Consider the following 24,792-nt stretch of genomic DNA (forward strand, 5'->3'; position numbering starts at 1 on the left):
TTACCCTTTCAGGCTATCTGATGAAAATGTCAGATGGCCCGACACAGCGCAGAACGGTTAAGTGATTCCATAAACCTGGCAGGCCGGAGTTGCAATGTCTGAATTTAAACATCCTTATTATATAGTTTCACCTGACTATCGGGAGTCATCCGGCGGTATTCAGGCTTTGCACAAACTCTGCCATCAAATAAATCTTCATGGCGGCAATGCCTGGATGGTAAACAGCGATATCATCAATCCTGCCTGGAATACCCCAAAGCTGGATGTTGAGATTTATGATCAGCATAAAAAATCGGCGCTTATACCCATCGCTGTTTATCCTGAAATCTATTCGGGTAATCCGATTAAGGCTGACGTCTGTGTGCGCTACATGTTAAATCATGAAGCGCTACTCAATGGTAATCGTCTTAATGAAACAGAAGAGGATCTCTTTTTCTGGTACAGCTCACAGTTGATTGTGAAAGAACCTGATGTTGATTTTTTAACGATGGTAGGCCCCGATTTAGAGATGTTCTCGGATGACGGCAGAGTAAAAACGACAAAACTTCTTTATCTGAATCGGGTACCCGAAGAGACCGTTGATTTTACGGGGTTACCTGACGATATCACGATTATATCGGTTCAAAACCCTCGTCCTCTGGCGGAGCTGGCAGAGATGTTAAAGTCGGCGACGGTGATGTACACCTTTGAATGGTCCGGAACCTGTAACCTTGCTGCGCTGTGTGGGGTGCCGGTGGTTTCTCTGGTCGCCCCGGGTTATGAAAAGCTCGCCATCTCTGACGCGTCGATTCGCGATATGGGCGGGGCGGGCGTCTGCTTTAGTGACGATCCCGCAGAATTGCAGCGCACGCGTTCCGGGCTTTTTAAAGTCCGTGACCATATGAGACAGTTTGAAGCAAACTTCTCACAGCAACTAATGCATTTTTTCAGTAAAACGCAGAAAGCTGCCCAGAAGAAAAGTGAAGAGACGTTTTTAGCAACGGAAAACTGGCTGGCCCGCTATCCTGTGCCTGAACAATCTCTGGCCGAAGCAAGTGGCACTTTATCTCTCAGCGTTGTGGTCGTGGATGATCAGCAATCACCGCAGGCACTCGATACAACACTCTCCTTGCTTCATACATTGGGCGTGGTTGTTCAGATCTACTCTGTTGTAGCAACAGGCGATGAGGATGGAAAACCGAAAAATTTCAGCCGCTGGTTGAGTCACCTGCTTGTTGAAGACCAGAATGAATGGATACTTTTCCTGCGTGCCGGTGATCGGATTTACCCGGATATATTCTCTGGACTCTCTGTTTTCAGGGAAAAAATAGGTACATCCCTGGCGTTTTATTCAGACAGGATCGTCTTGCATGAGGAAGAAATCATTGAGTCGCATTTTCTGCCTGATTTCGATCTGGATTACTTTTTAGCCCTACCGGAACACTTTGCCAGGGGGGCTTTCTTCAGACGTGAATTATGCATAGAGGTCATTAAATCGCGCGACATCTCACATCAGACTGTAGAGATGGATTTTATGTTGCAGTTGGTTAATGCAGGGCTTAGCGCTGATATTCAGCATATCCCGCTACCTTTACTGGCGGTATCATCAACAGAAAATGACAATCACCTGTTGAAGCAATCTTTGCTGGCAGAGCATCTGACCCTTAGAGGGTGCAGCAATGCACTAATTGAAAGAAAGAATAATGCTTTTAATATAGATTATAATGCGTCAGACATTAAAAAGCTTACCGTCATCATTGTCGTAGAAGAAGAAATTCTTAATGTTAAGCGGCTTCTGTCAACCTTTGTGGATACCGTCGCCGATATTGACTACGAAATTATTTTCATTGATAACTATTCAGCGGACGAGAACGTCAGATCATGGCTATCCTCACTGTCTGATATCAATGAGGATGTCTTCAGAGTCTATTTTGTTCAGGAAAAAATCAATATCGTTAGTGCGCTGAATTATGCCCTATCAGAGGCAAGAGGCGATTTTACGCTTTATCTTTCATGCGGGATTTATTTTAACAATAAATTGTGGCTTAACGCCTTATTGAATCACTGCAGCCGACCTGAACTTTTAGCCTGCGCACCCTTTTTAACAGATAAACGCAGCTATCTCTATTCCCCAGAAGTGCTGGAAGGAGAGATGCGCTGTTGCTACAGTCCGTCCTGCACAGCGGACTCGCTGAACGGGATGTACGCACCGGAACTGAGCGTTCCCCGACAACATTTACTACTCAGCAGTGAATGTATCATGCTAAGAACCGCGGCGTGCCATGAGGCGGGAGGACTGGATGAACACTTCCCGACAATAAATGAGGCGATCAGCGATCTGCTGCTAAGGGCGTCTGACAAAGAAACGGTAATATTAGCGGTGCCTCAGTCGCGGATATGTTGCGATGACATTGTTTCTGACGCAGAACGCATCCCTGTTGATTCTCTCTTTTATGAAAAATGGATCGACCGGTTATCCCGCGATCCTGTTGTTAATCCTAACCTCTCCTGGAAAGGTGAGCATTTAGTCCGGGAGAATAATCGTTCGCTGATAGCAGCACGGCAGGGTTTAAAACCTGATGTGTTATTTTTATTTAATGCCGAAGACTCCACGGAAGTACAGCGCGTAAAAGAATGCTCGCTGTCAGTTTCGCAAGCCGGTAATGGCATACATACCTTAATGTGTCAGCATTTATCTGTTGCTGAGCTTTACAGAATGAAGCCTGCTTGTGTTGTTCTGAGCGATGTCATTGCCTATAAAAACGGGCGGCTGTTCAGAAACAGACATCTTTTCCCTGACACCCGTTTTATTGTTGAGGCGACCCGGGCGTCGTTCAGCGTGAACTGTCCTGCGTATGGTCATGATGAGATCCTGCGGAACACCGACCTACTGGTAGTGAGAAATACCGCTGCGCTGAAATTGTTCAGCCACAAACATGTAGTCCTTCAGGCTGACAAACTCGGTACAGACTGGCAGCATTTAATCCGGGCCCGTCCGGTTCCGCCCGAAAATCACGATAAGCCCAGAGTGGGTATCGTGCTGTCGGATCTGCTACCGGAAGACTGGCGACATATTGAGTTGCTTATCAAAGAGATGAGTGAAGATATCTGCTGGATTATTTACGGTGTCTGTCCTGACACATGGAAAACAGCTATTCATGAATATCATCGTAAAGTGCCGCAAAACAGACTGCCGGAGATGCTTCAGTCGCTCAGGTTAGATCTTGCACTTGCCCCCCTTTCAGATTCTTTACTGAATCAGGCGGAAGGGCATCGGGTTATTGCACAGTTAGGTGCCTGTGGTTACCCGGTGCTTGCCAGCGATCATGATGCTTATAAAGAGATAATGAGCGTTGAGCGCATTAAAAATAAAACGTCGCAGTGGCGATTTATGATCAACAAAATGATCAGTAATCCCCTTTTGTTACGCAGCCTGGGTGAAAATATCTATCATGAAGTTAATGCAGAGTGGATTTATCAGCCAGGTGAACTTCCCGCATGGCTAACCCGTAAAGATCATTAAAAGAGGGGGATGGGTACGTCAGCGTATTCATCCTGCTCATGGCTTATATTAGCCAGGTAATGATGATCCCCTGACCCGTTACAGTTCCCCCTCAGCCTGCCGATAACCCTCTACAGAACAACATCATTAATGATTTTCACTTTGTGGAGTGTCTATGCGCTTCAATTATGACCTTTTACCGGGCGAGCGGCTGACCTTCGACGAGATCGCCCGGCGTTATGCTTTGCAATACCCGGATGATAAAGAGCTGACGGCGCGCGCCTTGCTGAGTCCGTCAACCGGCCTGCGCACGCTGAAAATCCGTGCCGTTTTCGCGCAGGAAGAGAGCAACAGTCCGCTGGAGGACCTGCTGTTCATCTCCCATGATAACGAGCGGAAAAACTACCTGCGTCGCTTTGAGCACTACCTTAAGCAGAATCTCTCTTTCCTTTATTTTCGTCGTAGTGAGAACGAGAAGCGCGAAAACCTGTGGAAGGTGATGGGCAGCAGCCAGGTTTTCGCGATGATCGATCCGCAATCCGCCACGGCGCAGAACCTGCTTAACAGTCGCGGTTACAAACTGGTGCAGATGCATCAGGATGATGACGACGCTTACTGGCAGCTCTTTAGCCCTCAGGCAGAACCCTGTTTTCCGCAGTCGCAGCGCATTCAGTTCATCGTGGTATTGAGTACGCCGCAGCACAAAGTCCCTGTGGCGGTGATGCCGGGTACTGAAGTCGGACGTCGCGTCAAAGCACGGGTGCTGCAGCGCGCCAGTCAGGCCGAATTCAGCGCCGGTGTCAAAGCCCGCTATGGTGCCTGTGTGATGACCGGAACCGAGCTGACCGAACGCCACGGCTGCCCGTGGGTGGAAGCCTGCCATATCGACACACAGGAAGGCGATGACGGCGTGCTGGCCGATAACAGCGTCGATAACGGCCTGTTTTTACGCAGTGATTTGCAGCGATTATTTCTTAATCGATTGATTAGCATAAATGGTGAGTCGGGAGAGATTCAGGTGCATCCTGGCGAGGAGGCACGGCAGCATATCGCGCCCTGGTATCAGGAGCTGGATGGTCGCATCTGCAGCCTGTGGGCGGCAGTGCCACCCGCCACGCGGCAACGGCTGCGCGCCCGTCGTTAATTGCCACTGATGAGTGCAGAAGGATCTGCACTCTGACTTAACAAAAATGAAATAGCCTCGTTTTACCCCGCCTATTCAGTCAATCGAAAACGCTACAGAATTGCATAATCATGCCGATAACTTCATTAACGCAGGATAGTCACCGTGAACGATTTCTATACCGCCGAAGGTGTGATGGACAAGCATTCGCTTTGGCAGCGCTACGTGCCGCTGGTGCGTCACGAAGCGCTGCGTCTGCAGGTTCGCCTGCCGGCAAGCGTTGAGCTTGACGACCTGCTGCAGGCAGGTGGGATAGGGCTTTTAAATGCCGTAGAGCGCTATGACGCGCTTCAGGGTACAGCTTTTACCACCTACGCCGTGCAGCGTATTCGTGGCGCAATGCTCGACGAGCTTCGTAGTCGGGATTGGGCCCCTCGCAGTGTGCGTCGTAATGCACGCGAGGTGGCCGGAGCAATGCATAAAGTGGAACAGTCGCTGGGGCGCTCTGCCTCCGAGCAGGAAGTCGCGCAGCAGCTGAATGTTTCCATGGAGGAGTACCGGCAGATCCTGCTGGACACCAACAATAGTCAACTTTTCTCCTACGACGAGTATCGGGAAGAGCACGGCGACAGCGCGGAGCTGGTGACGGAAGGCCATGAAGAGGCTAATCCGCTTCACCAGTTGCTTGAAGGGAGTCTGCGTGAGCGCGTCATTGAAGCGATCGAAGCATTACCCGATCGTGAAAAGATGGTGCTGACACTGTACTACCAGGAAGAACTGAACCTGAAAGAGATTGGCGCGGTGCTTGATGTGGGTGAATCCCGTGTCAGCCAGCTGCACAGTCAGGCGATCAAACGCCTGCGGGCCCGACTTGCGGGAGCGCGCTAGCAGTATCAGTTCCTGGCGATTCAAAATTATAAGAAACCGGGGACTCAATAATGGGAGCCAAGACCAAGGCCAGACCGTTAAGTCGTTATCTTAAAGACTATAAACACAGCCAGAGCAATTGTTCACACTGTGGCAAAGTATTAGATCGAATGGCGCTCGTTTTTCGTGGCCAGATCATCAATAAAGAGGCCATCGCACGGATGGACCAGATGATTGATGAGCAGCTGTGGCTGAAGCTTCAGCCCGAACTGACTGCGCTTTGTCGTTTTTGCAGTGATATTTTTTGCAATACCCATCCTAATTATTTCGACATTATGGCGTTCAAACAGTACCTGTTTGAGCAGACAGAGATGAGCCCCAGCACGATTCGTGAGTATGTGGTGCGTCTTCGTCGACTGGATGAGATGCTGAAAGCCAAAAATTTCCCGGCCGACAGGCTTAAAGGAAATAGCTGGCATCAGTGTCTGGAAAGCGATTTGCCTGATGCCGGTAATAACAATTACCGCATCGCGCTGCGCAAGTACGATCAATTTTTAGGCTGGCAGCAGGCGTAAGCCTGATCTGCACCGATTGCTCCCCCTTTTCTTTGCCCGCGAGCCGGGTAAGGGGAAGGGGGAGCACGGCGCTTCTTTCCCCTCGCGTTGATCTCAGTGCCTGTGTCTCACCGCATCTGAGGATACCTGAATCAGGGTGATCCTTTACGCATCTTCTGTAACACTATAAAGATAACTCTCGTGCCCGAATGGAGGCAGCATTGTCTTTACATCTGTTACACCAGTTCCCACGTCTTGAGCTGCTGGGCGCTCCGACGCCGTTAGAACATCTGCCACGGCTCTCCGACTATCTGGGTCGCGACATCTTTATTAAACGCGATGACTTCACGCCTGTTGCGATGGGCGGCAACAAGCTGCGCAAACTCGAATTCCTGGCGGCCGATGCGCTGCGCGAAGGTGCCGATGTGCTGCTGACCGCAGGCGCAATTCAGTCCAACCATGTGCGCCAGACCGCGGCTGTCGCGGCCCGTCTTGGCCTGAAGTGTGTGGCGCTGCTGGAAAACCCGATTGGCACCCACGCTGAAAACTACCTGAGCAACGGCAACCGTCTGATACTGGATCTGATGGACGCGGAAGTGATCATGGTGGATGCGCTGCACAATCCCATTGAACAGCTGGCTGAAGAGGCCACGCGTCTGGAAGCCCAGGGCTTCCGTCCTTACGTTGTGCCGGTCGGCGGATCAAATGCCCTGGGTGCGCTAGGCTATGTGGAGTGCGCGCAGGAGATCGCTCATCAGAGTGAAGGCGTGGTCGATTTTGCCGCTGTGGTCGTCGCCTCGGGCAGTGCCGGCACCCATGCCGGACTGGCGGTGGGTTTGGAGCATCTGCTGCCGGAAACTGAGCTGGTAGGCGTCACCGTTTCACGTCAGGTCGACGCGCAGTTGCCGCTCGTTGAACGGCTGCATCAGTCGCTGGCAGAGAAGCTGGAAGTACAGGCTAAGGCACCGATCACCCTGTGGGATGACTATTTTGCGCCGCGCTACGGCGAGCCGAATGATGAAGGCATGGCTGCAGTGAAACTGCTCGCGCAGCTGGAAGGGATTCTGCTCGACCCGGTTTATACCGGCAAGGCGATGGCCGGCCTGCTGGATGGGATCAGCCAGAATCGTTTCCGCCGTGAAGGTCCGTTGCTGTTTATTCATACGGGCGGGGCACCGGCGTTATTTGCTTATCATCCTTCGGTCTGAGACAAGCGAATAAAACAGTTTATACTCCGTGCGTTATCATTCTGGACTGGCAGCGATAAGCGGTGCTGCCCTTATAAAAACACACACACAATACTGTCAATAATGGGGTGAATATGTCCTTTTCTCGTGCAGGTCGTCAGATGGTGATGGGCGTCATGGCTGTGGCGCTGATCGCAGGCGTCAACGTTAAAACCTTTGCAGCGGAAAATCTGCTGAATAAAATTAAAGAGCGCGGCACGCTGCTGGTGGGTCTGGAAGGAACGTATCCGCCCTTCAGCTTCCAGGATGAAAAGGGCAAACTGACCGGCTTTGAAGTGGAGTTCGCAGAGCAGCTGGCCCAGCACATGGGCGTCAAGGCGAGCCTGAAACCGACCAAATGGGACGGCATGCTGGCCTCACTCGACGCGAAGCGCATCGATGTGGTGATCAACCAGGTAACTATCTCTGATGAGCGTAAGAAGAAGTATGACTTCTCAACGCCCTACACGGTCTCCGGGATTCAGGCGCTGACCATGAAAGCCAACGCGAACACCATTACCAAACCGGCCGATCTGGCGGGCAAGAAAGTGGGCGTCGGTCTGGGTACCAACTACGAGCAGTGGCTGCGTGAGAATGTGAAAGGGGTGGACATCCGTACTTATGATGATGACCCGACGAAATATCAGGATCTGCGCTCTGGTCGTCTGAATGCCATTCTGGTTGACCGTCTGGCCGCACTGGATCTGGTGAAGAAAACCGGCAATACCATGGCGGTTGCGGGTGATGCATTTTCCCGTCAGGAATCAGGCGTTGCGATTCGTAAAGGCAACGACGATCTGCTGAAAGCGATCGATCAGGCCATTGCTGACATGCAGAAAGATGGCTCGCTGAGCAAGCTGTCTGAGAAATGGTTTGGCGCGGACGTGACGAAATAATGCAGGAAAGTCTTCAACTGGTGCTGGACTCAGCACCTTTTTTATTAAAAGGCGCGCTGTTTACGCTTCAGCTCAGCATCGGCGGGATGTTCTTTGGTCTGCTGCTGGGCTTTATTCTGGCGCTGATGCGTCTGTCGCGCTTCTGGCCGGTTCGCTGGCTGGCGCGGATCTATGTCTCGATTTTCCGTGGCACCCCGCTGATCGCCCAGCTGTTTATGATCTACTACGGTCTGCCGCAGTTTGGTATTGAGCTGGATCCGATCCCCTCTGCGATGATTGGTCTTTCCCTGAATACCGCCGCCTATGCGTCAGAGTCTCTGCGCGGCGCAATTGCCTCGATTGAGCGCGGTCAGTGGGAAGCGGCGGCAAGTATCGGCATGACGCGCTGGCAGACACTGCGCCGGGTCATCCTGCCGCAGGCGGCGCGTACTGCGTTGCCTCCGCTGGGTAACAGTTTTATCAGTCTGGTGAAAGATACCTCGCTGGCGGCGACCATTCAGGTGCCTGAACTGTTCCGTCAGGCACAGCTGATCACCTCGCGCACGCTGGAAGTCTTTACCATGTATCTGGCGGCCTCCTTGATCTACTGGGTGATGGCAACGGTGCTTTCTGCGTTGCAGAACCGGCTGGAACAGCATGTTAATCGTCAGGATTCGGAGTCGAAATGAGCGCCATCGAAGTCAGAAAGCTGGTGAAATCGTTTAACGGCCAGAGGGTGCTACACGATATCGACCTTGATGTGGCTGCTGGTGAAGTGGTGGCAATTATCGGCCCCAGCGGCTCAGGTAAAACCACGCTGCTGCGCAGTATTAATCTGCTGGAGGTGCCGGATAGCGGCACGATCCGGGTCGGGGAGATTACCGTGGATGCGGCGCTGGCCCAGAGTAAGCAGAAAGAGCAGGTGCGTCGTCTGCGGCAGCAGGTTGGGTTTGTCTTCCAGAACTTTAATCTGTTTCCGCACCGGTCGGTGATGGAGAACATTATTGAAGGACCGGTTATCGTTAAAGGCGAAGCGAAAGCAGATGCGATAGCTCGCGCCCGCACGCTGCTGGAGAAGGTCGGGCTGCACGGCAAAGAGGAGAGCTATCCGCGCCGTCTGTCGGGTGGACAGCAGCAGCGCGTGGCGATTGCCCGTGCGCTGGCGATGCGGCCGGAAGTGATCCTGTTCGATGAACCTACCTCGGCGCTGGATCCGGAGCTGGTGGGCGAAGTGCTCAGCACCATTCGTGCACTGGCCGAGGAGAAACGCACCATGGTTATTGTCACGCATGAGATGAGCTTTGCCCGCGACGTTGCTGACCGCGCCATTTTTATGGATCAGGGACGCATTGTGGAGCAGGGCGAGGCGAAGGCGTTGTTCAGCAACCCGCAGCAGCCGCGAACCCGTCAGTTCCTTGATAAGTTTCTTAATCAGTAACCGCACTGCCTTCTCCGGAAGGCAGTTTTAACCTCTTCAATCCCCCTATTTTTACAGCGGCAACTCGCTAAATTTGCCAGGCGTTATCACAGATAATTATTTAACTGTTAAACCTTCTGCCACATCTGACAAATCTTTTCTTTTCATCGCCTATTTAATGGCTTTAACTGCTGCCGCTTTCTCTTATTTATATTTTGTGGATTATCAAGCGATATTACGCTTTGCTCTGGGTGCAGCACGGATTATTAATACATTGCCACACTGATTAATAAGTGTAAGGAAACGTTCTGCTAAGTAAATATCTGTGGCAACAGGACCAGTCAGCGGTTTTTAAGAGTTTCGCTACATTCATCACGGGTTCAATGGCGAATAATCGCTGGATAATCATAAAAGCAATACTGATTTTCTCGCTTTTAATTTCCAGCATTCTGACCTACACAGCAGGAGTCATTGAATGAGCCAGATTAAGTCAGACCAGATAGCGTGGGTGGATACCCTGAAGGGCGCCTGCATATTGCTGGTGGTCCTGTACCATACGGTTTTACCCGGCTTTGAGGGGACGATGAAATACCTCACTGCCGGATGGATTCCCGCCGAAATATGGATACAGTTTAATACGGTCCTGTCGCCGCTGCGTATGCCCGCCTTTTTCTTTGTTTCAGGATTGCTGGCGACCAATGGCATTATTAACCGGCCCTGGAAACAGGTGTTTACCAGTCGTATCACCAATCTCTTTTATCTCTATATTCTGTGGGGCTTTATTCAGTGGTGGTCAATCATTGGTATCTCTACTGAAATTACCGGCCAGCGTATTTCAAAAAATCTCAATGCCGCCTATGCCGGCTCGCTGCTGGAGTTTCTTAAGCTGACCTTTATGGCGATGAGTACCTCGTGGTATCTCTATGGGCTGGGGCTTTATTTTCTCTGCGCCAAAGTTTTCCGCCAATATAAACTGGCCCTGGTGGCGGTGGCGATCCTGCTCAATTATCTGGCAGTCGAAAAAGTGATTCCGTTCTGGGGACCCCAGAGCCTGGCGCAATATTTCCTGTTCTTCCTGTTAGGGGCGTTCTGGAGCCAGACCATGCTGCGCCTGAGTGAATGGCGGCGGGAGAATCTGATGCCCTGGGCGCTACTGGCTGCCATCGCAGGAATTCATGTGATATTCGGGCTGGATAAGAGTCTGTTCCTGTGTGTGCTGGCGGTGTTATTCAGTATTGCCGCCTGCCGCTGGCTGAATCAGCATTTCAGCATGCGCTATCTCAACTGGGTAGGCCGCAATACGCTGCAGATATATGTCATCCACCGTATTTTTATCGAATTCTTTGGCATGTCGGCAATTCTGTTCGCACAGCGGCATCACCTGTTTGAGCAAGCGTGGTTTTCCTTTCTGTGGGCATGCTTCTATCCGGTGGCGATCGTAGGGCTTTGTTCGCTCTGTTCAGTGGCGATCTGGTCTCTGACCAATCGGGGAGTAGGGCAGTCGCTGTTTGTGTTTCCGACACTGGTTAAGCGGGTGCAAGGCAGGGGGTGAGGTTCGGTTTGCAACGGGCCTGGTATGAGCGGGTTACGCCCGCCAGGCGGTGGGGAGTTTCAGGTCGTCCGTGCGGGCGGACGCGTCAAGGGGCGGACGCCCGCCCCTTAACAATCCCGGCGTCCGGCTGCCTGCGCGCCCCGCTGCGCGGGGTGCCTTCGCCACGCCCTGCGGCCCACGGACCGTCCGGACGCGCCCTCCCTGGCGCGAGCCGTCCTTTCGCCGACGTCCTGTCGGCTCTTCCTCCCCTCCGGTTGTTCCTCAGCGCTTCGGATGCCTCTCCCAACCCCCGCCTGAATTTTCTTTAAGTTTTCTGTCATAAAGAGCTGCCTGCGGGTTCAGGAAGTTAATCCCTGATACTCACAGCGATAAATCACCCAACATAAAAATTAAGAGATAACCACGTGGGGTTCAGGGAGGCCGTCAGAACCGCTGAGCGGATGAGGGATTTCAGGACGAGCGGCAGGGATGCCGCGAAGAGGCGGGTTCGCGCCAGGGATGGCGCGTCCCGGCGATCCTTAAGAAATCCGGAAGACACGAAGGGACCGCGAAGCGGCGGTGAAGCAGGCCGGAGCGCGGGGTCAAGGGGGCGCGGCGACTGGCGCCCCCTTGTTGGTCGCCTGCAGAGGGGTTACTGAAACTGCCCGGCTCACCAGGCGAACGAAACTTTCTCATAGCCCCGTTCGCGCAGCGAACAACAGGGACATGCCCGCCAGGCGAACGAAACCTTCTCAGCGCCCGTTCGCGCAGCGAACAACCCCGGCGAACGCCCCTTACCCTATGGTCATCAGACTCGCATTGCCGCCCGCTGCCGCGGTATTCACACTCAGTGAACGTTCAATCAGCAGACGCTCCAGCAGCAGATTGGTCTCGCCGCGGGCGAAGCCCTGTACCGACACAATCGCGCCGTCACGGGCCGCAATCTGCTCACACAGGGTGCGCAGCTGGTCCGCATCGCCGTGATAAATCACCGCATCAAACTCCGCCGTTAACGGGTCACGCGCCAGTGTAATGCGTGCTTTCACGGCGTCAGGCAGCGAAGTTCGCAGGGCGCGATGCAGCTCATCATCCTGCCACAACGCTTTACTGCCGACGCTGGTGACCGCAGCCAGCTGGATTAATGCATCCTGCTCGTTGTCAGCCAGACAGAGCACCTGATCACGCGGCAACAGCGAGAAGGTGTTGCGCTCGCCCGTCGGGCCTGGCAGCAGGCGGACAACGCCCGCCTGGGCCAGCTCGCCATAATGCTGGCAGAGTTCTGCCAGCGCCGGCTTATCTTTGGCCCAGTTACTGAGCGCCTGATGCGGTGCCAGCAGTGCCTGACGCAGCGTGCTGTCCGCCGGACGTTCCGCATCCTGACGATCAAAGGTCAGACGCAGCGCGCTATCCGGACGATGAGCCAGCAGGCGGTAGAGATAGAGCGGACCGCCGGCTTTCGGACCCGTACCGGATAAGCCTTCACCACCAAACGGCTGGACGCCAACCACTGCGCCCACCATATTGCGGTTAACGTAGAGGTTGCCGACCCGTGCATTCGCCGTTACCTGCGCGATGGTTTCGTCGATGCGGGTATGCACGCCCAGCGTAAGGCCGTAGCCGGAGGCGTTGATCTGCTCAACCAGCTGCGGCAGGTTGGTGCGGGTGAAGCGCACCACATGCAGCACCGGGCCAAAAATCTCTTTATCCAGATCGCTGACCTGATTCAGTTCAATCAGTGTCGGTTTAACGAAGGTGCCACTGTTCCACTCTTTGCTGTCCTGCGGGTTATCCTGCACCGCCTGATAAACCGTGAAGCCCTTGTTACGCATGGCCTGAATATGGCGATCGATATTGGCTTTCGCCTCGGCATCAATCACCGGGCCGATATCAGTTGAGAAGCGCTCCGGATTGCCCATGCGGCACTCCGCCATCGCGCCACGCAGCATCTTCAGCGTATGGTCGGCAACATCTTCCTGAATGCAGAGCAGGCGCAGGGCAGAGCAGCGCTGTCCGGCGCTGTCGAAGGCCGAAGCGACGATATCGATCACCACCTGCTCAGTCAGCGCAGAAGAGTCGACGATCATCGCGTTCATCCCACCGGTTTCCGCAATCAGCGGCACCGGACGACCGTGCTGGTCAAGGCGACCGGCCAGATTACGCTGCAGCAGGGTCGCGACCGCAGTCGAGCCGGTAAACATCACGCCACGCACCCGATTATCCCCGGTCAGCTGCGCGCCCACGGTTTCACCCTGGCCCGGCAGCAGTTGCAGCACGCCTGGCGGTACACCCGCATCCAGCAGGATCTGAACCGCCTGCGCGGCAATCAGCGGTGTCTGCTCAGCCGGTTTAGCCAGCACGCTGTTGCCTGCGGCCAGTGCCGCCGCAATCTGACCGGTGAAGATCGCCAGCGGGAAGTTCCACGGGCTGATGCAGACCACCGGACCCAGCGGACGATGGGTTTCGTTGTCGAAGTCGTCGCGCACCATTCCGGCGTAGTAATAGAGGAAATCAACCGCTTCACGCACTTCCGCGATAGCGTTGTTATAGGTCTTGCCTGCTTCACGCACCAGAATGCCAATCAGCTGTTGCATCTGGCCTTCCATAATCTGCGCGGCGCGTTCCAGAATTGCCGCACGCTCCTGCGGTGGTGTGGCAAACCAGATCGGCCCGCTGTTCACCGCGGCATCCAGCGCCACAGAGACTTCCTGCTCAGTGGCTTCGCGCACCTGACCCACATGATCACCAGGAGCCGCCGGGTTGAGAATATCGCGTAACTCACCGGCACCCGCTTTTCCGTCAATCATCGGCTCAGCCAGGCAGGGCTGTGCGGCGCTGCTCAGCAGGGCGCTGGAAAGCGACGCGAGGCGATGTTCATTGGCCATATCCAGACCCGCAGAGTTAACGCGGTTCTCGCCATACAACTCGCGCGGCAGGGGGATCTTAGGATGTGGCAGGCCAATAGCGCCTTCGCTGGCACCCAGTTTCTCGACGGCAGTCACCGGATCGGCTACCAGCTCATCAATCGGCAGCGAGGTATCGGCAATGCGGTTAACGAAGGAGGTGTTAGCCCCGTTTTCTAACAGACGACGCACCAGATAGGCCAGCAGGGTTTCATGGGTACCGACCGGCGCATAGATGCGGCACGGACGATTAAGCTTGCCGTCCGCCACTTTGCCGACCACCTGCTCATACAGCGGTTCACCCATGCCGTGCAGGCACTGGAACTCATACTGCCCCGGATAGTAGTTATTGCCCGCCAGCTGATAAATCGCCGCCAGCGTGTGGGCGTTGTGGGTGGCAAACTGCGGATAGATAAGGTTTGGTACGGAGAGCAGCTTACGGGCGCAGGCCAGGTAAGAGATATCGGTGTAAATCTTACGGGTGTAAACCGGATAGCCCTCCAGTCCTTCCATCTGGGCGCGCTTGATTTCGCTGTCCCAGTAGGCACCTTTGACCAGACGGATCATCAGGCGACGACGGCTGCGTTGAGCCAGATCGATCAGCTCATCAATCACAAACGGACAGCGCTTCATGTAGGCCTGAATCACGAAGCCGATGCCGTTCCAGCCTTCCAGCTCTGGCTCGAAACAGAGTTTCTCCAGCATATCGAGCGACAGCTCCAGCCGATCCGCTTCCTCTGCGTCGATGTTGATACCGATATCATAGGAGCGTGCCAGCAGCGTCAGCGATTTCAGAATCGGGTAGAGCTCTTCCATCACCCGCTCATACTGCGCACGGCTATAGCGGGGATGCAGCGCGGAGAGCTTGATGGAGATGCCCGGACCTTCATAGATGCCACGACCGTTCGACGCTTTACCGATAGCATGGATCGCCTGCTGATAAGAGAGCAGATAGGCTTTAGCATCGCCCGCCGTCAGGGCCGCTTCGCCCAGCATGTCATAGGAGTAGCGGAAGCCTTTCTCTTCCAGCTTGCGGGCGTTTGCCAGCGCTTCGGCAATGGTTTCACCGGTAACGAACTGCTCACCCATCAGGCGCATCGCCATATCCACGCCTTTGCGGATCAGTGGCTCGCCGCCCTTACCAATAATGCGGTTAAGCGAGCTGGAGAGGTTGGCTTCGTTGTGGGTTGAGACCAGACGACCCGTAAACAGCAGGCCCCAGGTTGCCGCGTTGACAAACAGGGAGGGGCTGCGTCCCAGATGTGACTGCCAGTTACCGTTGCTGATCTTGTCGCGGATCAGCGCATCGCGCGTTGGCTTGTCGGGAATACGCAGCAGCGCTTCAGCCAGGCACATCAGCGCCACACCTTCATGAGAGGAAAGAGAGAACTCCTGCAGCAGGCTTTGCACCATGCCAGCGCGTCCGGTTGCCCCTTTCTGGTGCCGCAGCTTGTCGGCAAGCTGATAAGCCAGCTGATGGGTTTTCTCTGCCAGCGCCGCCGGTAAGCGTGCCTGCTCCAGCATCATCGGCACCGCATCGGTCTCCGGACGACGCCAGGCAGCAGTCACTGCGGAACGGGTCACTGACTGAGGTAAAATCTGTTCTGCAAAATCAAGGAACGGCTGGTGCGTCTCCTCTGGCTGGATATCGTCAGCTTCCGCTACCACGTGGGCAGAAAGAGAAACCTCCGGCACGGCATCGCCGCTTTCAAGCTGGCCCAGGTAGTTAAAAATCGCCTGTTTAATCAGCCAGTGTGGCGTGCGATCAATACGCTGCGCAGCCAGTTTGATGCGCTCACGTGTCGCGTCATCCAGTTTTACACCCATGGTGGTTGTAGCCATGACTCCAGAGCTCCTTGATAGTGGTTCGATACGGCGTTGGCTGCACTATCACTTAAGTTGCAACTTTGTGCAACCGTGTTAAATGTGAGCCAGTTAACACCCTTTTAATGTCGCCGATTGTTAAATTTGGCAATGCGGCACGGATATTGCTGCAAGATCCTCGCCAGGTTGGCAGGCCCGATGAAAAGCGGGTTTCAGACGGTTAATGCGGTGGTGCAACCGGATAACTGTGAGCGAGTGCAACCTATTAGCACATTTTCACAAACGGTTAGTGAAATCACTGTAACGCCTGTGTTAAATCCATTGTGCGCACAACGCCTTTCCGGCAGGATACCGCGCCACTGGGAAATAACTGACGCCCTGACGAAGAAAATCAGCCCGCTTTGCCCCGTTCCGGCAGGTGGACAGATGGCGATTTCTCTGGGATATCAAATAATAAGTGGAGAGACAGATGAGTATAAGTACACCAATGCTGGTGACCTTTTTGGTTTATATTCTCGGGATGATAGTGATCGGTTTTGTGGCCTGGCGCTCGACCAAAAACTTCGATGATTACATCCTCGGTGGCCGCAGTCTGGGTAGCGTGGTCACGGCACTCTCTGCCGGTGCATCCGATATGAGCGGCTGGTTGCTGATGGGTTTACCGGGTGCCATCTTCATCTCCGGTATCTCGGAAAGCTGGATTGCGATTGGCCTGACCATTGGTGCCTGGCTGAACTGGAAAATCGTAGCCGGTCGCCTGCGCGTTCAGACCGAACACCACAACAACGCCCTGACGCTGCCGGACTTCTTTACCAGCCGCTTTGAGGACCACAGTAAAATCCTGCGCGTGATCTCCGCTATCGTGATCCTGGTGTTCTTCACCATCTATTGCGCCTCGGGCGTGGTGGCCGGTGCGCGACTGTTTGAAAGCACCTTTGGTATGAGTTACGAAACGGCCCTGTGGGCGGGTGCAGCGGCGACCATCCTCTATACGCTGGTGGGCGGTTTCCTGGCGGTGAGCTGGACCGATACCGTTCAGGCGAGCCTGATGATTTTTGCGCTGATCCTGACGCCGGTGTTTGTGATTATCGCGGTGGGTGGCTGGTCTGATTCTCTTGCGGTGATTGAAGCGAAGAGCCTGGAGAACCTCAACATGCTCAAGGGTCTGAACTTCGTCGCGGTGATCTCGCTGCTGGGCTGGGGGCTGGGTTACTTCGGGCAGCCGCATATTCTGGCGCGCTTTATGGCGGCAGATTCGCATCGCTCAATCCGTTCCGCACGTCGCATCGGGATGACGTGGATGGTGCTCTGTCTGGCGGGTGCTGTGGGCGTGGGCTTCTTTGGTATCGCCTACTTCCAGAACAACCCGACGCTGGCCACCGGTGTCAATGATAACGCTGAGCGCGTCTTTATTGAGCTGGCGCGTATTCTGTTCAACCCGTGGATTGCCGGCATTCTACTGTCAGCCATTCTGGCGGCGGTGATGTCAACGCTGAGCTGTCAGCTGCTGGTCTGCTCCAGTGCGCTGACCGAAGATCTCTACAAAGGCCTTCTGCGTAAAAATGCCAGCCAGAAAGAACTGGTGTGGGTAGGGCGTCTGATGGTGCTGCTGGTGGCGCTGGTTGCGATCGCGCTGGCATCTAATCCGGAAAACCGTGTGCTGGGCCTGGTAAGCTACGCCTGGGCGGGCTTTGGTGCTGCATTTGGTCCGGTCGTCCTGTTCGGTGTCTGCTGGAAGCGCATGAACCGCAACGGTGCGCTGGCGGGCATGATTATTGGTGCGCTGACCGTGCTGGTGTGGAAACAGTATGGCTGGCTGGGCCTGTATGAAATCATCCCTGGCTTCATCTTTGCCAGCATCGCGATTGTTGTCTTCAGCCTGATGGGACGTGAACCGTCAGCAGAAGCACAGCAGCGCTTTGCCGCCGCTGAGGCCGAGTTCCAGACTAAATAAGCGAAGCGTCAGGTCTGAAGGCCCGTCCCGCAAGGGGCGGGCCTTTTTGTTACAAAGATAAATCACCCAGAGATGAAATTATCTCCGTCAGTAACTTGTTTTTTTCGCAGCGATAATGATAATCGGTATCGTTTACACTTTACCTGTTTTTACTGTTTATTGACGCTGCTTAACATTCAAGAGGTTGGCGATGTTTGTTCCTTTTCTCATCATGCTGCGCGAAGGGCTCGAAGCCGCGCTGATAGTCAGCCTGATAGCCAGCTATCTCAAACGCACCCAGCGCACCCAATGGTTTCCGGCGATGTGGGCGGGCGTGTTTATCGCCGCTGCGCTCTGTCTGGGTCTGGGTCTGTTCATCAATGCCACTACCGGTGAGTTCCCGCAAAAAGAGCAGGAGCTGTTTGAAGGCATTGTGGCACTGATTGCGGTGGTGATCCTCACCTCAATGGTGTTCTGGATGCGCAAAGTGGCCCGCAATATTAGGGTTGAACTTGAGCAGGCGGTCGATCAGGCGCTGCAACGCTCCGGTCGTGGCGGCCTGGCCCTGGTGCTGATGGTGTTTCTGGCTGTGGCACGTGAAGGGCTGGAGTCGGTCTTTTTCCTGCTGGCGGCCTTTACTCAGGATGTCGGTTATGCGCCGCCGATTGGTGCGGTGCTGGGTCTGGCAACGGCGGTTGTGCTGGGCATGCTGCTCTACTGGGGCGGTATCCGCCTTAACATGGCTCATTTCTTCCGCTGGACCAGCGTGTTCATTCTGTTTGTCGCGGCGGGCCTGGCCGCAGGGGCGATTCGCGCCTTCCACGAAGCGGGCTTATGGAATCGCTTTCAGGATATGGCCTTTAATCTCAGCAATACCTTATCGACCCATTCGCTGTTTGGCACACTGCTGGAAGGCATTCTGGGCTATCAGGAGACCCCAAGCGTCAGTGAAGTGACGGTTTACTTCGCCTATCTGATCCCGGCGCTGATTCTGTTCTTTATGCCTGCGCGTCCGGCTGCATCGGCCACGGTTTAATCAGACATTTTTTGGGCGCGTTCGGCGCGTCTGCAACTTAACAGGGAATATCGAGATGACAATGCGTTTCCGCCGCAAGGCACTGCTGCTTCCTCTGCTGGCAATCTCTGCTTCCGCGGCTGCGGCGGTTCCTCAGGTTACCGTTAGCGTCAACGACAAGCAGTGTGAGCCGATGAGTTTAACGGTCAAGGCCGGCAAGACCCAGTTTCTGATTAAAAACAACAGCCAGAAGGCGCTGGAGTGGGAAATCCTGAAAGGGGTGCTGGTGGTTGAAGAGCGTGAAAACATCGCGCCAGGCTTCAGTCAGAAGCTGACCGCCAACCTGGAAGCCGGCGAATATGAGATGACCTGTGGCCTGCTGAGCAACCCAAAAGGCAAGCTGATTGTGCAGGCGGGCGAGGGCGCAGCGAAAAGCAGCACGTCGGTACGGATGCAGCTGGAAGGTCCAATCACCGAATATAAAGCTTATGTGACGGATCAGGTGAACCAGCTGGTCAGCAACACTCAGGCGTTCACGGATGCCGTTAAAGCGGGTGATGTGGAAAAAGCCAAAGCGCTGTTTGCCCCAACGCGTCAGTATTACGAGCGTATTGAGCCGATTGCTGAGCTGTTCTCCGACCTCGACGGCAGCATTGATGCCCGTGAAGATGACTACGAAAAGAAAGCGGCCGATCCTAAGTTCACCGGTTTCCACCGCCTTGAAAAAGCGCTGTTTGCTGATAACAGCACCAAAGGCATGGCGGACTACGCGGATAAGCTGAATAAAGACGTGAAAGATTTGCAGGTGCGCATCAGCGAACTGGCCTTCCCGCCAGCTAAAGTGGTTGGCGGCGCGGCTGGTCTGATTGAAGAAGTGGCCTCCAGCAAAATCTCCGGTGAAGAAGATCGCTACAGCCGTACCGACCTGTGGGACTTCCAGGCGAACATTGATGGCGCGCAGAAAATTGTTGAGCTGCTGCGCCCGATGGTGAGCAAAGCGAATCCGCAGTTGCTGGCCAAGGTTGATGCCAACTTCAAAAAAGTCGATGCAATCCTGAGCAAGTACCGCACCCAAACCGGTTTCGAATCTTACGAGAAACTGACCAGCGCCGACCGTAACGCGCTGAAAGGACCGATCACCGCGCTGGCGGAAGATCTTTCATTACTTCGTGGCACCCTGGGTCTGGATTAATCATGAGTCGTAAGGAAGATGACGCGCAGCCTGCGCGCCGTCGTTTACTGAAAGGCCTGGGTCTGCTGGGCGGCGCGGCAGCAATCGGCGGCGGTTGCCCGTTCCATGCCGCTGCGGCGGACAGCTTTTCGCCGGGTACGGTAACGCCGCAGGCACGTCAGCAGACACAGCCGTTCTACGGTCCGCATCAGGCGGGCATCACGACGCCCCAGCAGGCATCGATGATGCTGGTAGCGTTTGACCTGCTCAGCAGTGATAAAGCGGAGCTGAAGCGTCTGTTTCAGCTACTGACGCAGCGTATCGCCTTCCTCACCACGGGCGGTCCGGCACCCGCGGTGACTAATCCGCAACTGCCGCCGATGGATTCCGGCATTCTTGGGGCGACTATCGCGCCTGATAACCTGACAATTACCGTGTCGGTCGGCCATTCGCTGTTTGATGAACGCTTTGGTTTAGCGCCGCACAAGCCGAAAAAATTGCAGCCGATGACGCGCTTCCCTAATGATTCGCTCGATGCCAGTCAGTGTCATGGCGATCTGCTGTTGCAGATCTGTGCCAACACGCAGGATACGGTGATTCATGCGTTGCGCGACATCATCAAGCATACGCCTGACCTGCTGGGCGTACGCTGGCGGCGCGAAGGTTTTATCTCCGACCACGCGGCACGCAGTCAGGGGCAGGAGACACCAATCAATCTGCTGGGCTTCAAAGATGGCACCGCTAATCCGGATACGCACAATCCTGCGCTGATGAATCAGCTGCTGTGGGTGACCGCCGACCAGGGCGAACCGGACTGGGCGCGAAATGGTAGCTATCAGGCTGTGCGTCTCATCCGCTTTCATGTGGAGATGTGGGACCGCACCCCGCTGGGTGAGCAGCAGACTATCTTTGGACGTGAGAAGCTGAGCGGCGCGCCACTGGGGATGAAGCATGAGCGTGACGTTCCGGACTACGCACGCGACCCGGACGGCGATGTGATAGCACTGGATGCGCATATCCGTCTTGCGAATCCCCGCACGCCGGAGACTGCCAGCAGCCTGATGCTGCGACGCGGCTACAGTTACTCCGCGGGTATCTCTGCATCCGGCCAGCTGGAGATGGGATTACTGTTTGTCTGCTATCAGCACGATCTGGAACGCGGTTTCCTCACGGTGCAGCAGCGTCTGAACGGTGAAGCGCTGGAAGAATATATCCGGCCATTTGGTGGCGGGTACTTTTTCGCTTTACCTGGTATTCCTGACGCCAGCCATTATTTAGCGCAGTCACTGCTGGAAGCCTGATTAAATTTTAACCATTGTGGGCGAACCTGTTTCCGGCCGTCCACTTATTCAGTTTCAGCGCTAAGCCTGCTGAGTTTAAACTGAGATTTCACGGATTTCTGGTCCAGATTAAATAAGCTAATTCTCTGAAAAGTATGAACTTTACATTCTGGCATAAAAGAAAGAGATGCGCGGACTAAGCAATTCCTTTACCAGCAGGTAAAATTACTGTTGCAAAGCTCCAGTAAAATGGTGCAATTTATTCAACAGGCGTAATCGGATGTGTTGATGTATCACACTGGAGTTCGCGCATGGGTCGAGTCTTTAATGGAAAGTCACTGTCACTGAATAAATTGCGCCTGACCGCGAGGGCAATTCTGCCTCGTTATTTCTCCCTTCTTTCAACCCATTCTTTTGTCCTGTCGCATCCTGTTTTATCCGGTGTTCAGCCACGCCAGTGCGTTGTTGTATACCCACTATCCTGTCCTGTCATGGCTCTAAAGGAAGCCAACTGAAACCTCTAAAGCGTTCACGTAATCGCAACAGGCCACCGGCCTCGCGCAGGAAATGAAACCAACTGAAAGGTGCCACTATGGGAAGACAGAAAGCAGTGATCAAAGCGCGTCGTGAAGCCAGAAGAGTGCTTCGCAGTGACTCACGCAGTCATCGTCAGCGCGAAGAAGAGTCGGTCACTTCGCTGGTGCATATGAGTGGACTGGATGCCATTGGCATGGCGCGCGATACGCGCGACCGGCTGCCGATTGAAGCCCGTAATGAAGCTCAGGCGCACTATCTCAATGCCATAGGAACGAAACAGCTAATCTTCGCAACCGGTGAAGCCGGATGCGGTAAAACCTGGATCAGTGCCGCGAAAGCGGCTGAGGCCCTGATTAATAAGGATATCGACAGGATTATCGTTACGCGCCCGGTACTGCAGGCAGATGAGGATTTGGGCTTCCTGCCCGGTGATATTTCTGAGAAATTCGCCCCTTATTTCCGCCCGGTTTATGACATTCTGGTTAAACGTCTTGGCGCATCATTTATGCAATATTGTCTGCGTCCGGAAATTGCCAAAGTAGAGATTGCGCCCTTCGCCTATATGCGTGGCCGCACCTTTGAAAATGCAGTGGTAATTCTGGATGAGGCGCAGAACGTGACCGCTGCGCAGATGAAAATGTTCCTGACCCGACTGGGCGAAAACGTCACAGTCATTGTTAACGGCGATATTACCCAGTGCGACTTGCCCGCTGGGGTGCCTTCCGGTCTCGCGGACGCGCTGGCGCGTTTTGAAGAGGACGAGATGGTAGGCATTGTGCGCTTTGGCAAAGAGGATTGTGTGCGTTCTGCGCTGTGTCAGCGCACCCTGCACGCGTATAGCTAGCGTTTGATTGAGTAGAAGTGTAGCGCCCAAACCCGGCTCCGGCCGGGTTTTCTTTTGTCAGCTTTAACGATCATTCTCTGTTAGTCAGTTTTTTGGCAAATTGCATAGATGGACGTTCTATTAGCCTGAAGCTGGCATAGGCAAGCAGGCCTGAGAGCATAGCTGATAGCAGCATATTGATATAGGGTGAGCCTGGAATGAACGATGCAATAATTTGTTGCATTGGAAACGCCCATAAATATATTCCATAAGATATATCATGCTTGATTTTGATTTTGTTAATAAATGATAAGGAGGAAATATAAAGTAATAAAAAGGATGTGAATATATAAAACAAGGCGGTTTTTGTTAAATCATTATTTGCCAGGAAGAAAATCAGTAAAGCAACCACTGCCAGTACTAAGAACGATGTGGTTGTGATTTTCTCTTTGAATATAGCCAGAAGGCACCCGATTGAGAAAAACGGGTACAACAGATAGATGCTTGGGTCATCTGATTTCGAAATCAGCATTCCTTTAAACGGAGTAAAGGGTTCGATGAGTATGGCTAGCGAGATCATCGCGATAAATGCTTTTTTGTAAGGTCCGAAAACAAGGCTCACTAAATATATGATCAATAAATAAAAATAAGCCTTCACCTCTATGGGGATAGTCCAGAGAGAGCCATTAACGGCCGTTAGTGTATTGTGGGTGAAGACTCCAGGCAGCGTATACTGGACATTAAATTTCAAGGTCCTGACAATGTAATGTAAGGTCTCTTTGGATGTGAAATACTCTCCAGCAGAAACGCTACTTAACCATGGGCCAATAATCAAAGTAAAAGTAACAATAACTACCAGGTATGCCGGATAAACCCTAAAAACTCGCGAGGCTACATAATGCGCTATTCTCCCATTACTAAGCAGGCTATTGGTAACCAGTAATCCACTGATGAGGAAGAAAGCTTTGACGGCTACACCACCAAACGCAACATACCCCAGTAATGTAAAATTATAAAGAATATCATTGCTACCAATAGCAGGAGACAAGGCAAATGCATGCGAGTAAATAACAAAGAGTGCGCATGCAATCCTGATTAAGTCGAGATTGTTATTACCTTTATCCAAAAATTGACTTACTGGCAAATGCTTCATCAGGGGCGTTACTCCAGAATAAATTTATAATTAGTTAGTCTTTTAATACAACCTACCCATATGTACGAAATTAATACGTCTGGCAGAATGTGGCCTTGAAAAGAATGGATTCGCGTCTCTCACCCTGCGAACAGCGTCGCAGGCTTGGTTATACGACGGGCTGCGCACGCGGTCTTGCCCGCCGGGGATTTTTACTCCCTCTTTCTGATGCAAAAAAAAGCCTGAACTTTCGTTCAGGCTCTTCTTTGAAGATGGCGGTGAGAGAGGGGTTCGAACCCTCGATACGTTGCCGTATACACACTTTCCAGGCGTGCTCCTTCAGCCACTCGGACACCTCACCAGATTTACTTCACTGACCGCGCTGGGTCAACGGGGCGGTACTATAGGGAGTCGGCTGAAAACGGTCAAGCACTATTTTCCTCTTTTGTTCTATTCGCTTAAGCTCTGAACGAATCGATTTACTGCGGCATAAAACCGGGGATTTATGCCGCATAGCGTGCCCCGTCAAAGGCTAAATCAGCTCTTTACCCTGTTCGCGAAACTTTTGCGTAGCTTTTGCAGTTTCGGTGGGATGACCGCCATGCAGTAGCCGTTGCGCTGGCCCGCGCCTTCCCAGTAATCCTGATGATAGGCTTCAGCCGGATACCACTCTTTCAGCGGCTCGATAGTGGTCACTACCGGCACCTCATGATCGGCCTGAGCACGGGCAATAGCCGCGTGCGCTTCCGCTTGCTGCTCTGCATTAGCCGGGAAGATCGCCGAGCGATACTGGGTACCGATATCGTTACCCTGACGGTTAAGCTGGGTAGGATCGTGTGTCACAAAGCTGATATCCAGCAGATCGCCGTAGGTCACTTTCTCTGGATCAAAGCCAATGCGTATCGCTTCGGCATGTCCGGTTGCCCCGCTGCAGACCTGCTCATACGTTGGATTAGGACGGGCACCGCCGGTATAGCCGCTTTCAACCGACTCAACGCCGATCACATCCTTAAATACCGCTTCGGTACACCAGAAACAGCCACCAGCGATAACTGCGTATTCGATTGCCATAATAATTTACTCCTGTCAGGTCGAAAGAGGTG

Annotated in this window: 17 protein-coding genes and 1 tRNA gene; 14 read left to right on the forward strand and 4 right to left on the reverse strand. The window is 53.7% G+C overall.

Annotated features, from left to right (window positions below):
- The first annotated feature begins 94 nt into the window (after positions 1-94).
- From ACR8BF_RS07865 to ACR8BF_RS07905, 9 genes are all read left to right on the forward strand, one after another.
- Complete coding sequence (locus ACR8BF_RS07865; protein WP_434745833.1) at positions 95-3,502, forward strand: glycosyltransferase; 3,408 nt, start codon at positions 95-97, stop codon at positions 3,500-3,502.
- A 154-nt stretch (positions 3,503-3,656) separates the two neighbouring features.
- The gene (locus ACR8BF_RS07870) at positions 3,657-4,625 is read left to right on the forward strand and encodes an HNH endonuclease signature motif containing protein (RefSeq protein ID WP_179895471.1); all 969 of its coding nucleotides are present in this window, start codon (positions 3,657-3,659) and stop codon (positions 4,623-4,625) included.
- A 144-nt stretch (positions 4,626-4,769) separates the two neighbouring features.
- Positions 4,770-5,492, forward strand: coding sequence for an RNA polymerase sigma factor FliA (locus ACR8BF_RS07875; protein WP_179895472.1), 723 nt, complete (start codon positions 4,770-4,772; stop codon positions 5,490-5,492).
- Positions 5,493-5,542: 50 nt separating this feature from the next.
- Positions 5,543-6,046, forward strand: coding sequence for a flagella biosynthesis regulatory protein FliZ (gene fliZ / locus ACR8BF_RS07880; RefSeq protein ID WP_179895473.1), 504 nt, complete (start codon positions 5,543-5,545; stop codon positions 6,044-6,046).
- A gap of 200 nt (positions 6,047-6,246) precedes the next feature.
- Positions 6,247-7,233, forward strand: a complete 987-nt coding sequence (locus ACR8BF_RS07885) for a D-cysteine desulfhydrase (protein WP_434745834.1) — start codon at positions 6,247-6,249, stop codon at positions 7,231-7,233.
- Positions 7,234-7,346: 113 nt separating this feature from the next.
- Positions 7,347-8,147 carry a cystine ABC transporter substrate-binding protein gene (gene tcyJ / locus ACR8BF_RS07890; RefSeq protein ID WP_179895475.1) on the forward strand — a complete coding sequence of 267 codons (801 nt, stop codon included), beginning with the start codon at positions 7,347-7,349 and terminating at the stop codon, positions 8,145-8,147.
- The gene (gene tcyL / locus ACR8BF_RS07895; protein WP_013358251.1) at positions 8,147-8,815 is read left to right on the forward strand and encodes a cystine ABC transporter permease; all 669 of its coding nucleotides are present in this window, start codon (positions 8,147-8,149) and stop codon (positions 8,813-8,815) included. The genes tcyJ and tcyL overlap by 1 nt, the downstream gene beginning before the upstream one ends.
- The gene (gene tcyN, locus ACR8BF_RS07900; protein ID WP_179895477.1) at positions 8,812-9,564 is read left to right on the forward strand and encodes an L-cystine ABC transporter ATP-binding protein TcyN; all 753 of its coding nucleotides are present in this window, start codon (positions 8,812-8,814) and stop codon (positions 9,562-9,564) included. The genes tcyL and tcyN overlap by 4 nt, the downstream gene beginning before the upstream one ends.
- Positions 9,565-10,018: 454 nt before the next feature.
- A complete protein-coding gene (locus tag ACR8BF_RS07905; protein ID WP_434745835.1) occupies positions 10,019-11,095 on the forward strand; it encodes an acyltransferase family protein in 1,077 nt (358 codons plus the stop codon).
- Between the two features lie 773 nt (positions 11,096-11,868).
- Here the strand turns inward: ACR8BF_RS07905 and putA are convergent.
- Positions 11,869-15,816: a trifunctional transcriptional regulator/proline dehydrogenase/L-glutamate gamma-semialdehyde dehydrogenase gene (gene putA / locus ACR8BF_RS07910; RefSeq protein ID WP_434745836.1), complete on the reverse strand. Its 3,948-nt coding sequence runs from the start codon at positions 15,814-15,816 to the stop codon at positions 11,869-11,871.
- A 451-nt stretch (positions 15,817-16,267) separates the two neighbouring features.
- On the opposite strand from putA, the gene putP reads away from it, so the two are divergent.
- From putP to phoH, 5 genes are all read left to right on the forward strand, one after another.
- Positions 16,268-17,752, forward strand: a complete 1,485-nt coding sequence (gene putP / locus ACR8BF_RS07915) for a sodium/proline symporter PutP (protein ID WP_292992273.1) — start codon at positions 16,268-16,270, stop codon at positions 17,750-17,752.
- A gap of 190 nt (positions 17,753-17,942) precedes the next feature.
- Positions 17,943-18,767 carry an iron uptake transporter permease EfeU gene (efeU, locus tag ACR8BF_RS07920; RefSeq protein ID WP_434745837.1) on the forward strand — a complete coding sequence of 275 codons (825 nt, stop codon included), beginning with the start codon at positions 17,943-17,945 and terminating at the stop codon, positions 18,765-18,767.
- Between the two features lie 55 nt (positions 18,768-18,822).
- Positions 18,823-19,938, forward strand: a complete 1,116-nt coding sequence (efeO, locus tag ACR8BF_RS07925; RefSeq protein WP_292992275.1) for an iron uptake system protein EfeO — start codon at positions 18,823-18,825, stop codon at positions 19,936-19,938.
- Positions 19,939-19,940: 2 nt separating this feature from the next.
- Complete coding sequence (gene efeB / locus ACR8BF_RS07930; protein ID WP_013358242.1) at positions 19,941-21,218, forward strand: iron uptake transporter deferrochelatase/peroxidase subunit; 1,278 nt, start codon at positions 19,941-19,943, stop codon at positions 21,216-21,218.
- A 571-nt stretch (positions 21,219-21,789) separates the two neighbouring features.
- Positions 21,790-22,578 (forward strand): phosphate starvation-inducible protein PhoH, encoded by a 789-nt coding sequence (gene phoH / locus ACR8BF_RS07935; protein ID WP_003852284.1) that lies wholly within the window; start codon positions 21,790-21,792, stop codon positions 22,576-22,578.
- Between the two features lie 70 nt (positions 22,579-22,648).
- Here phoH and ACR8BF_RS07940 read toward each other — a convergent pair whose 3' ends face one another.
- The 3 genes from ACR8BF_RS07940 to msrA all read right to left on the reverse strand — a co-directional run bounded on the left by ACR8BF_RS07940 (position 22,649) and on the right by msrA (position 24,760).
- On the reverse strand, positions 22,649-23,710 hold the full coding sequence (locus tag ACR8BF_RS07940; protein ID WP_434745838.1) for an acyltransferase family protein: 1,062 nt from the start codon (positions 23,708-23,710) through the stop codon (positions 22,649-22,651).
- Positions 23,711-23,962: 252 nt separating this feature from the next.
- A tRNA-Ser gene (locus ACR8BF_RS07945) sits at positions 23,963-24,050 on the reverse strand.
- Between the two features lie 176 nt (positions 24,051-24,226).
- Positions 24,227-24,760: a peptide-methionine (S)-S-oxide reductase MsrA gene (gene msrA, locus ACR8BF_RS07950; RefSeq protein WP_179895484.1), complete on the reverse strand. Its 534-nt coding sequence runs from the start codon at positions 24,758-24,760 to the stop codon at positions 24,227-24,229.
- Positions 24,761-24,792: the final 32 nt, after the last annotated feature.

It is taken from the genome of Candidatus Pantoea rara, assembly GCF_051136265.1.
Lineage (GTDB): Bacteria > Pseudomonadota > Gammaproteobacteria > Enterobacterales > Enterobacteriaceae > Pantoea > Pantoea rara.

Coding starts and splice junctions, on each gene's coding strand:
- ACR8BF_RS07865 (WP_434745833.1), top strand. CDS start 95: ATGTCTGAATTTAAACATCCTTATTATATAGTTTCACCTGACTATCGG.
- ACR8BF_RS07870 (WP_179895471.1), top strand. CDS start 3,657: ATGCGCTTCAATTATGACCTTTTACCGGGCGAGCGGCTGACCTTCGAC.
- fliZ (WP_179895473.1), top strand. CDS start 5,543: ATGGGAGCCAAGACCAAGGCCAGACCGTTAAGTCGTTATCTTAAAGAC.
- tcyJ (WP_179895475.1), top strand. CDS start 7,347: ATGTCCTTTTCTCGTGCAGGTCGTCAGATGGTGATGGGCGTCATGGCT.
- tcyL (WP_013358251.1), top strand. CDS start 8,147: ATGCAGGAAAGTCTTCAACTGGTGCTGGACTCAGCACCTTTTTTATTA.
- tcyN (WP_179895477.1), top strand. CDS start 8,812: ATGAGCGCCATCGAAGTCAGAAAGCTGGTGAAATCGTTTAACGGCCAG.
- ACR8BF_RS07905 (WP_434745835.1), top strand. CDS start 10,019: ATGAGCCAGATTAAGTCAGACCAGATAGCGTGGGTGGATACCCTGAAG.
- putA (WP_434745836.1), bottom strand. CDS start 15,816: ATGGCTACAACCACCATGGGTGTAAAACTGGATGACGCGACACGTGAG.
- putP (WP_292992273.1), top strand. CDS start 16,268: ATGAGTATAAGTACACCAATGCTGGTGACCTTTTTGGTTTATATTCTC.
- efeU (WP_434745837.1), top strand. CDS start 17,943: ATGTTTGTTCCTTTTCTCATCATGCTGCGCGAAGGGCTCGAAGCCGCG.
- efeO (WP_292992275.1), top strand. CDS start 18,823: ATGACAATGCGTTTCCGCCGCAAGGCACTGCTGCTTCCTCTGCTGGCA.
- efeB (WP_013358242.1), top strand. CDS start 19,941: ATGAGTCGTAAGGAAGATGACGCGCAGCCTGCGCGCCGTCGTTTACTG.
- phoH (WP_003852284.1), top strand. CDS start 21,790: ATGGGAAGACAGAAAGCAGTGATCAAAGCGCGTCGTGAAGCCAGAAGA.
- ACR8BF_RS07940 (WP_434745838.1), bottom strand. CDS start 23,710: ATGAAGCATTTGCCAGTAAGTCAATTTTTGGATAAAGGTAATAACAAT.
- msrA (WP_179895484.1), bottom strand. CDS start 24,760: ATGGCAATCGAATACGCAGTTATCGCTGGTGGCTGTTTCTGGTGTACC.